7 protein-coding genes and 1 other RNA gene are annotated in these 9,372 nt (G+C 72.7%); 1 reads left to right on the forward strand and 7 read right to left on the reverse strand.

Annotation, left to right across the window (positions count from 1 at the left end):
- Positions 1-51: 51 nt before the first annotated feature.
- Positions 52-1,914, reverse strand: a complete 1,863-nt coding sequence (locus HCN52_RS17780) for a penicillin-binding transpeptidase domain-containing protein (RefSeq protein ID WP_168089441.1) — start codon at positions 1,912-1,914, stop codon at positions 52-54.
- 291 nt (positions 1,915-2,205) lie between these two features.
- Here HCN52_RS17780 and HCN52_RS17785 point away from each other — a divergent pair, with 291 nt between their 5' ends.
- Positions 2,206-2,520 carry a 4a-hydroxytetrahydrobiopterin dehydratase gene (locus HCN52_RS17785; RefSeq protein WP_168089442.1) on the forward strand — a complete coding sequence of 105 codons (315 nt, stop codon included), beginning with the start codon at positions 2,206-2,208 and terminating at the stop codon, positions 2,518-2,520.
- Between the two features lie 78 nt (positions 2,521-2,598).
- Here the strand turns inward: HCN52_RS17785 and ssrA are convergent.
- The 6 genes from ssrA to prfB all read right to left on the reverse strand — a co-directional run bounded on the left by ssrA (position 2,599) and on the right by prfB (position 9,128).
- Positions 2,599-2,968: a transfer-messenger RNA gene (gene ssrA, locus HCN52_RS17790) on the reverse strand.
- A 155-nt stretch (positions 2,969-3,123) separates the two neighbouring features.
- A complete protein-coding gene (smpB, locus tag HCN52_RS17795; protein WP_168089443.1) occupies positions 3,124-3,606 on the reverse strand; it encodes an SsrA-binding protein SmpB in 483 nt (160 codons plus the stop codon).
- A 74-nt stretch (positions 3,607-3,680) separates the two neighbouring features.
- Positions 3,681-4,784: a S41 family peptidase gene (locus tag HCN52_RS17800; RefSeq protein WP_168089444.1), complete on the reverse strand. Its 1,104-nt coding sequence runs from the start codon at positions 4,782-4,784 to the stop codon at positions 3,681-3,683.
- Positions 4,785-4,932: 148 nt separating this feature from the next.
- Positions 4,933-5,847 carry a permease-like cell division protein FtsX gene (gene ftsX / locus HCN52_RS17805; RefSeq protein ID WP_168089445.1) on the reverse strand — a complete coding sequence of 305 codons (915 nt, stop codon included), beginning with the start codon at positions 5,845-5,847 and terminating at the stop codon, positions 4,933-4,935.
- 32 nt (positions 5,848-5,879) lie between these two features.
- A complete protein-coding gene (gene ftsE / locus HCN52_RS17810; protein ID WP_167972541.1) occupies positions 5,880-6,569 on the reverse strand; it encodes a cell division ATP-binding protein FtsE in 690 nt (229 codons plus the stop codon).
- Between the two features lie 1,440 nt (positions 6,570-8,009).
- Positions 8,010-9,128, reverse strand: a complete 1,119-nt coding sequence (prfB, locus tag HCN52_RS17815) for a peptide chain release factor 2 (protein ID WP_168089446.1) — start codon at positions 9,126-9,128, stop codon at positions 8,010-8,012.
- Positions 9,129-9,372: the final 244 nt, after the last annotated feature.

The raw sequence follows: 9,372 nt of genomic DNA on the forward strand, positions 1-9,372 counted from the left end.
GCGCCCGGTCGACCCTCGGTCGGCCGGGCGCCGCGACGGGGGCGGGGTCGGTCAGCCCAGGGAATCCAGGAACGCGGCGGCGACCGGCCCGGCGTGCGACCCACCCGAGCCACCGTCCAGCAGCATCACGGCGAAGGCGAGATCGTTGTCCGCGTCGTAGCCGACGATCCAGGCGTTGGTGGTGATCTCTCCGTCCCCGTCGGCCACCTCGGCGGTCCCCGTCTTGGCGTGCGCGGTACCCGGCACACCGCTCAGCGCGGAGGCGGTGCCCCCGGTGACGGCCTCCCGCATCAGGGTGCGCAGCGTCTCGACCGTCTCCTCCGACAGCGTCTCCCCGTCGGTGGTCTCCGGCTCGGAGGCGTCGGGCAGCAGCACCGGGACGCGGAACTCCCCGGCGGCGACGGTGGCGGCCACCCCGGCCATCGCCAGCGGGCCGGCCTCCACCCGGCCCTGGCCGATGAGCGAGGCGGCGTGGTCGGTGTCGCTCTCGAACTCCGGAACCCGCCCCGAGAACGCGCCGAACCCGGCCTCCCACCCGGTCCCGACACCGAACGCCTCGGCCGCGCGGGCCAGTTCGTCGTGACCGACCTTGTCCCGGTGCTCGATGAAGGTGGTGTTGCAGGAGCGGACGAACGCCTCGCGCAGCGTGGTGTCGTCACCGAGCTCGAACTCGTTCTGGTTGTGGAACTCCCGGCCGTCGACCTCGGCGAACTGCGCGCACCCCAGGACGTCGTCGGCGGCCGTGCCGCCCTCCAGGAGAGCGGCCGTCGTCACGATCTTGAAGCCCGATCCCGGCGCGTACTGCCCCTGCGCGGAGCGCGCGTAGTCCGCCGGCTGGTCCGCCAGGGCGAGGACCTCACCCGTGGAGGGACGGATCGCGGCGATCGAACCGTCCTGGTCCTGGTCGGCGAGCGCCTCCTCGGCGGCACGCTGCACCTCGACGTCGATCGTGGTCCGCAGCGGCTCCCCCGGTGCCCCGCCCTCGCCGGCGGCGAGCGTCGTCACGGCGGCACCGGTCTCCCGGTCGGCGAGGACCACCTCGGTGGTCGGAACACCGGTCAACTCCGCGTCGTGGAGCGCCTGGAGGCCAGAGGTCCCCTCGCCGCTGCCGGCGTCCACCGCGCCGACCAGACCACGCGCCTCGTGGGCCAGCGTGCGGCTTCCCTCGGCGGTCTGCAGCCCCTCCACCGCCTCGACGGCGTCGCGGTGCTCCTCGTAGTCGGCGTCCCGCAGCGTCACCACCGGCACGGCCTGGTCCTCGTCGGCCTCCTCCACGCGCGTCTGCAACGCCTCGATGTCGACACCGGCGTCGAGCCCGTCGACCGCCTCCCACGCCGCGTCGGGGTCGGTGAGCTGTGCGGGCCAGATCGACAGGCTCCACACCCGGCCGACGCCGGCGAGTTCCTCCCCGCCGGCCGCGAGCACCGGCGCACGGTCGGGACGGTCCTCCTGCCGGACCAGGGTGGTGCCGTCGGTCAGTTCGGGGTGGAGGACGGCCGGCTCCCACCGGACCGTCCACCCGCCGTCGGCGCGGGTGAGGCGGACGTTCGCCTCGTAGCTCCACTCGGGCAGTCCGGGGCCGAGGTCCCAGGTCGCGGTGTAGGGCACCTCGCGGTCGCCGCCCTCGACCTCCCGGGACTCCCCCGAGACCGTCAGCTCGCGGCCGTCGGCCGCGAGGTTGCGGGTCACCGAGGCCATCAGCGAGGCGGCGGCCTCCGGGTCGTCGGTGAGCTCGGCGGCCGGGTTGTCCCCGTCCTCCTCGCTCACGTCCTCGGGCCACGCGGCGAGGAACTCGCCCGCGCGCTGCGCCGCGGCGTCCCCGTCGTCGCCGCGCAGCAGCCAGAACAGCGCCCCGGCGAGCAGCACGCCCACCAAGGCGACGCCCCCTGCGATCCGGACCTGCTTCGCGCCCATGCGTTCCTCCCCGCGTCTCGGCCACGGCGGCCGTCGGTGCCCCACCCGCGGCCCCGTTCCGGCCGATGCCCCGGCTCCGCGGGGTTCGGCGCCCGGGTCGCCGCCCCAGGCAGCGTACACATGCTCCCCGGCGCGGAGGCGGGGGTACCGCCGACCGGCCCCCGCACCCGCCGGCGGCCCGTGCGCCGCCTCGCGCACGCCCCTCCGGGGCGGCAGACTCGGCGGTGCGCAGCGCCCGGCCGCCGCGAGGTGCGCTGCGGCCGGCAACCGAACCGAGCAGAGGAGAGACCGATGCCCGCGAGCCCCCTGACCGACGCGGAACTGGACCGGGCCCTCGCCGACCTGACCGACTGGCGGCTCGGCGACGACGGCCTGACGGCCTCGTTCACCGTGGACCGCGGCGCGCTGCCCGGCTTCTACGCGGCGCTGGCCGCCGCCGAGGACGAGGCGGGCCACCACGCGCGGGTGACGGTCCTCTACACGACGGTCGACCTGGCGCTGAACACGCACGACGCCGGCGGAGCCGTCACGGCCGAGGACACCGCCATGGCGGAACGCGTGACCCGCCTCGTCGCCGACCACGGTGGCCGAGCCGCCCGCGGTTGAGCCGGGTACCGGGCCACGGCCGCAGAACGCGCGAAGGCCCCCGGACCAGGCGTGGTGCCTGGCCGGGGGCCCGCTGTCGAGTGGAGATGGCGGGAATCGAACCCGCGTCCATCGGTGCAGAGACAGGGCTTCTCCGAGCGCAGTCCGCTGCGCTTTTCTCGGCCCCGGGAGTCACACGGACAAGCCCCCGACGGGCCCAGTCACTGTTGGATGTCCCAGTCAGCTCCCGTGACCGGAGCTGGTGGTGAGTCCCCTAGCTGATGCCAGACACCGGGGCGGGAACACCCCCGGGCTGACACTTCACACTCGTTGCTCAGGCAGCGAGGGTGAAGGAATCGCGCTTGTTTTCGGCGATTATTTTTTTGCGACATATGGTTAACGAGATCATTGTCGCTTCCTCGGCTCGCTTCCCCTGCCTGGACAGCCGATGTCGAAACCGATCATCCCCATGTTGAGTTGACAAACGACCCGCCTCGGCGGCCCGTGAGAGCCGCGTCCCCGCGTCGTGCGCTGCGTCCGATCATACGGGACAGCGTCCCGGCGGGCGAATGTATTCCCGCGCGCGCCCGCGACCGCCGCTCGGCGCGGCCGGCGCGATGGCGCTCAGCGGCCCCGCTGACGGCGGCGCGCCGCCGCGACGGCCCGGTCCGCCTCGCGACGGTCCTGCTGCTCGCGCAGGGTGTGCCGCTTGTCGTACTCCTTCTTGCCGCGCGCGAGGGCGAGCTCGACCTTGGCCCGGCCGTCCTTGAAGTACAGGGCCAGCGGCACCAGAGTGAGACCGCTCTCCTGCATCTTGCCGACCAGCTTGTCGATCTCCGCCCGGTGCATCAGCAGCTTCCGCTTGCGCCGCGCGCTGTGGTTGGTCCAGGTCCCCTGGGCGTACTCGGGGATGTGGACGTTGTGCAGCCAGACCTCCCCGCCGTCGATCTGCCCGAAGCCGTCCACCAGGGACGCCCGTCCCTGACGCAACGACTTGACCTCCGTGCCGGTCAGCACCAGACCGCACTCGTAGGTGTCGAGGATGTGGTAATCGTGTCGCGCCTTCTTGTGCTGCGCGATCAGCTTGCGCCCCGTCTCTTTAGCCATGACCCGGCCATCCTACGGCCGGTGCCCCGCCCGGGGCACCGGGTTTCCCACCGGCACGCCGACGGCGGGGCCGGTCAGCCGTCGCCGGCGGCGAGCCCCCGCAGCACGGACCGCGCCGTGGCGTCGGGGCTGTCACCCGGGGCAGGCACGAGGTCCGGCTCGATGCCGCGGCCGTCCGCGACACGGGCCCCCGACGGGGTCGCGTAGGTACCGACCGTCAGCTCCGCCACGGAACCGTCCGGCTGCTCCACCGGCATCTGCACGGTGCCCTTGCCGAAGGTGGGGCGGCCGACCACCACGGCCCGCATCCGGTCGCGCAGCGCGCCGGCGAGCAGTTCGGCCGAGCTCATGGTGCCGCCGTCCACCAGCACCACCAGCGGGCGGTCGGTGTCGCCGCCGGTGCGCGCGTGCAGCGCCCGCTCCCGGCCGTGCACGTCGTAGGTGGCGACGACGCCGCCGTCGAGGAAGACCGAGGCGGTCTCGGCCGCCTCCTCGATGAGCCCGCCGGCGTTTCCGCGCAGGTCGAGCACGATCCCGTCCCCGGCGGGCGCGGCCGCCACCGCCGAGCGCACCTGCTCCGCCGCCCCCTGCACGAACGCGGCGACCCGCACCTCGGTGACGCCCTCCTCGACCCGGCGCACGGTCACCGGCTCGACCGCCAGCAGCTCTCGGAAGAGCCGCTCCTCGAAGCTGCGGCCGTCGCGCTCCACGCCCACCAGGACGGCGCTGCCCGCGCCGGCCGGCGCCGGGCCACCGCTGCCGCGCAGCCGGCCGACCACCTCGGTCACCGGCCGGTCGTCCACGGAGGCGCCGTCGACGCTGCGGAGCAGGTCCCCGGAGCGGACCCCGGCACGCTGGGCGGGACTGCCGGAGCGGACCTCGCTCACCACGGTCCGCCCGTCCTGGGTTCGGCGCACCGCCATCCCCGTCCCCACGTACTCGCCGTCCAGGGACTGCCGGAACGCCTCGTACTCCTCGGCGGTGAAGGCGGACGACCAGTGGTCGCCGGCCCCCTCGACGAGGCGGGCGGCGTCCGGCGACGGACCGGGCTCGGCGTGGCCGGTGCCCACGCCCCACGGTCCGGACCAGGCTCCCGCGGCCAGCAGGCCCGCGCAGGCACCGGCGAGCACCGAGCGGCGCAGGCCCGGGCGTGGGTAGAGGCGTTCGAGCCGCGACATGCTGCGGAGTGTAGGCCAGCGGACCGGGCGGGTAACGGTACCGACGGCCCACAGTCGTCCGAATCACATCGACGCGCGCGAGCGCGGACGCGCCACGCCCCGGCGCACGGAGGTGCGCCGGGGCGTGGACGGGAGGGGGGTTCGCGCGTCAGACCTTGAGGTACTTGCGCAGGGCGAACATCGCCGCGATCGACGGCATCAGCGCCCCCACCACCAGGATGAACGGCATCACCGAGAGCACCGCGTCCCAGCCGACGAAGTCGATCACCTGGATCCGTTCGTCGAGGAAGCCGTCGATCAGGAACAGCTTGCCGCTCACCAGGAGTCCGCAGGCGAACAGCGCCCCGATGATCCCCGCGATCGCGGCCTCCAGGATGAACGGCGCCTGGATGTAGAAACTGGACGCGCCGACCAGCCGCATGATGCCGGTCTCCCGCCGTCTGCTGAACGCCGACACCCGCACGGTGTTGACGATCAGCAGCAGGGCCACGACCAGCATCAGCGCCATCAGGCCCAGCGCCGCGATGTTGACGCCGTTGAGGAGTTGGAACAGGTTCTCCAGCAACGCCCGTTGGTCCTGGACGGAATGGACTCCGTCCCGGCCCGCGAAGGCGGTGGAGATGGCCTCGTACTTCTCCGGGTCGTGGAGCTTGACCCGGAAGGACTCCTGCATCTGGTCCGGCGTCACCACGGCGGCCAGCGGCGAGTCCTTCTCCTGCTCGCGGTAGTGCTCGTACGCCTCCTCGGCGGACTCCGACCAGACCTGGTCGACGATGTCGTACGCGTTGAGCTCGGCCTCTATCTCCTGCTTCTGCTCGTCGGTCACCGCACCGCGCGGGCAGGCGGCGGGATCGGCCTCGGCGTCGTACTTGTTGCAGAGGAAGATCGAGACCTGGACCTTGTCGTACCAGAAGTCCTTCATGGATCCGACCTGCTCGCGGGCGAGCAGCGAACCGCCGAGCAGCGACAGCGACAGGGCGACGGAGACGACGACCGCCAGGGTCATCGTGACGTTGCGACGGAGACCGACACCGATCTCCGACAGGACGAAGTGGGCGCGCATGGCGTCCTTTCCCTACTCGTTGCTGTCGCGGATCAGTTCTGGTAGCCGTAGACGCCGCGGGCCTGGTCGCGCACCAGGCGGCCCTTCTCCAGCTCGATCACGCGTTTGCGCATCTGGTCCACGATCTGGGCGTCGTGGGTCGCCATCACGACCGTCGTCCCCGTGCGGTTGATGCGGTCCAGGAGTCGCATGATGCCGACGGAGGTCTGCGGGTCGAGGTTGCCGGTGGGCTCGTCCGCGATCAGCAGCATCGGCCGGTTGACGAAGGCGCGGGCGATGGCCACGCGCTGCTGCTCACCGCCGGACAGCTCGCCCGGCATCCGGTCCTCCTTGCCGCCGAGGCCGACCAGGTCGAGCACCTCGGGGACGGTCTTGCGGATCTGGCCGCGTCCCTTGCCGATGACCTCCAGGGCGAACGCGACGTTCTGACCGACCGTCTTGTTGGGCAGCAGCCGGAAGTCCTGGAAGACGGTGCCCAGTTGCCGGCGGACCTGCGGGACCTTCCAGTTGGACAGCCGGCCGAAGTCCTTGCCCAGCACGTGGACACTGCCCTCGCTGGCCTTCTCCTCCCGCAGGATGAGCCGGAGGAAGGTGGACTTGCCGGAGCCCGAGGAGCCCACCAGGAAGACGAACTCACCGCGGTTGATCTCCAGCGAGACGTCCCGCAGCGCGGGCGCGTTCTGCCGGGGGTAGGTCTTGCTGACGCTGTCGAATCGGATCACGGTTGCACCAAGCTGGGACTGGGTAGGTGTGGGAGAACCTTCGCCTGGCGGCACCCCCTTCGAGGGGCGACGATACGCGACCCGCAACGCCCGGCGCAGTCGGCGTCCGGACCCGTCCCCATAGGTCCCCTTTGCCCCGCGCCGAACCCCCCGGGCGCGCGCCGTCGCGGCCCCCCGGCTCAGGGGCTCGGGGGACGTCACACCGCCTCGGTGGCCCGCTTCGCGCCACGGGGTGGCACAGTGGTGGAGGACGCTACGAGAGGAGCCGCCGCATGGTCGCCGACTGGCTGGTGTGTGCGAACTGCGCGGGGCGCGTGAGCGAGGGTCGCTGCGCGACGTGCCGCGCGCAATTGGCGCGACAGCGCGAGCGGGGGCCCTGGGAGGCGCTGACGGGGCCCGCGGGCCTGCTGGCGCTCGTCCTGGCGCTCGCGGCCATCGCGCTGATGGTGGCGGCGGGGCACCGGTGCTGCCACCGGTGCTGCCGTTGCCGCCCTGGTCGCCACCGCCCTGGTTGCCGCCACCCTGGTTGCCGCCGGCGTCGCCGCCGCCCTGGTTGCCACCGGCGTCGCCGCCGCCCTGGTTGCCGCCCTGGTCGCCGCCACCCTGGTTGCCGCCCTGGTCGCCGCCACCCTGGTTGCCACCGGCGTCGCCGCCGCCCTGGTCGCCGCCACCCTGCTCGGCACCCTCGTCGCCGCCGCCCTGGTCGCCGCCACCCTGCTCGGCACCCTCGTCGGCACCGCCCTGGTCGCCGCCACCCTGCTCGGCACCCTCGTCGGCACCACCCTGGTCGCCGCCCTGCACGATGCCCTCGATCAGGCCACCGTCGGTGGTGTCACCGTCATCGCCGCCGTCGTCGGGCGGGCAGGTCTGCGTGGGGTCGTCCTGGCAGCCGCCCGGACCACCGTCGGCCTGGGCGACACCCGCGACCGCGAGAGAGGCACCCGCCGCGAAGACCGCGCCGGCGGCCAACCGCGCCACGTTGATGCGCACCTTGGAACTCGCCATAAGTGTTCACTACCCCCTGTAGCTGATGTAGTTGTGCGTGACTCGTCATCGGGTGCCCTGCACTCGGTGGCTCGGGATTCCGTGGCCGGGGACCGCCGGGGGCACGCAATCAGCCCGGCGCCGCTCCCCCCGGATACCGCGCGCTGCCGAAAAACGCAGGCGCACCGGCGGACAGCCTTGCGTCGAATGGTCACACCGTCAAGTCACGGGATACCAACGCTCCGCAGGCGCAAGGCGCCGTGGCATACCCCCACCGCGCACGCACTGCTTCGACACATTCAACTGCGCGGACGTCAGGAGAAGTTCAGATCACTGTGAGGGAGAACACCCAGGACTCCCCCGATTTCCGGGCGGGAAACCCGCCCCCAATGGCGGCGGGAGCCCCCCGCCCGGCCGGACGGACCGGGAGGGAACACCGCGCCGGGACGCCGGGACTCAGCCCTGCGCCTCCTGCTCCTGCTGCTTCCGCCAGCGGATGCCGGCCTCGATGAAGTCGTCGATGTCGCCGTCGAGGACGCCCTGCGGGTTGCCGGTCTCGTGGTCGGTCCGCAGGTCCTTGACCATCTGGTACGGCTGCAGCACGTAGGAACGCATCTGGCTGCCCCACGAGTTGCCGCCGTCGCCCTTGAGCGCGTCCATCTTGGCCTGCTCCTCGGCCCGGCGGTGGGCCAGCAGCCGCGACTGCAGGACGCGCATCGCCGCGGCACGGTTCTGCAGCTGCGACTTCTCGTTCTGGCAGGAGACGACGATGCCGGTGGGCAGGTGCGTCATCCGGACGGCGGAGTCGGTGGTGTTGACCGACTGGCCGCCGGGCCCGGACGAGCGGAACACGTCGATGCGGATCTCGTTCTCGGGGATCTCGATGTGGTCGGTCTGCTCCACCACCGGGAGCACCTCGACACCGGCGAACGAGGTCTGCCGGCGGCCCTGGTTGTCGAACGGCGAGATGCGCACCAGACGGTGGGTGCCCTGCTCGACGGAGAGGGTGCCGTAGGCGTAGGGGGCCCGCACCGAGAAGGTGGTGGACTTGATGCCCGCCTCCTCCGCGTAGGAGGTGTCCAGCACCTCGGTCGGGTAGCCGCGGCGCTCGGCCCAGCGCAGGTACATCCGCTGCAGCTGCTCGGCGAAGTCCGCCGCGTCCACGCCTCCGGCCTCGGCCCGGATGGAGACCATGGCCTCCCGGGAGTCGTACTCCCCGGAGAGCAGGGTGCGGACCTCCAGCTCGGCGATCGACTTGCGGAGCGATTCCAGCTCCGTGAGCGCCTCGGCCTTGGTGTCGGCGTCGTTCTCGCTCTCGGCGAGCTCGAACATCACCTCCAGGTCGTCGATGCGCGTGCGCAGTTCCTCGGTCTTGCGGACCTGCCCCTGGAGCATCGCGAGCCGACTGGTGACCTGCTGGGCGTTGTCCGGGTCGTCCCACAGGGACGGTGCGGCCGCGTGCTCCTCGAGCACGGCGATATCGGACCTCAGCTTGTCCAGGTCGAGGACGGCCTCGACCGACTCGAGGGTCGAGGTGAGGGACTTCAGCTCTTCGGAAACATCGACGACTGCCACCGCTCCAGCCTAGCGGTTGCCCGCGCCGGGCAGCCCCCCCGCCGAGGTCCGGCGCTCCGCGGGAGGTCTGCGGCGGCGCATTGCCGGCGGGGTCAGGCCAGCGCGAGCACCCCGCCCACGAGCAGGACGACGGCGAGCACCACCGCGCCCAGCGTGACGGCCAACCGGCGCCGGCGCTCGGCGGGGAGGCCCGGGAGCGGCGCCGCCGTCTCGGTGACGTGCCGGCGCAGGACGGCGCCGGTGT

It is taken from the genome of Streptomyces bohaiensis (assembly GCF_012033785.1).
Classification (GTDB): domain Bacteria; phylum Actinomycetota; class Actinomycetes; order Streptomycetales; family Streptomycetaceae; genus Streptomyces; species Streptomyces bohaiensis.

What these genes read in the sequence shown, in the direction of transcription:
- HCN52_RS17780 (WP_168089441.1), bottom strand. Translation starts at nt 1,914, where the DNA reads ATGGGCGCGAAGCAGGTCCGGATCGCAGGGGGCGTCGCCTTGGTGGGC.
- HCN52_RS17785 (WP_168089442.1), top strand. Translation starts at nt 2,206, where the DNA reads ATGCCCGCGAGCCCCCTGACCGACGCGGAACTGGACCGGGCCCTCGCC.
- smpB (WP_168089443.1), bottom strand. Translation starts at nt 3,606, where the DNA reads ATGGCTAAAGAGACGGGGCGCAAGCTGATCGCGCAGCACAAGAAGGCG.
- HCN52_RS17800 (WP_168089444.1), bottom strand. Translation starts at nt 4,784, where the DNA reads ATGTCGCGGCTCGAACGCCTCTACCCACGCCCGGGCCTGCGCCGCTCG.
- ftsX (WP_168089445.1), bottom strand. Translation starts at nt 5,847, where the DNA reads ATGCGCGCCCACTTCGTCCTGTCGGAGATCGGTGTCGGTCTCCGTCGC.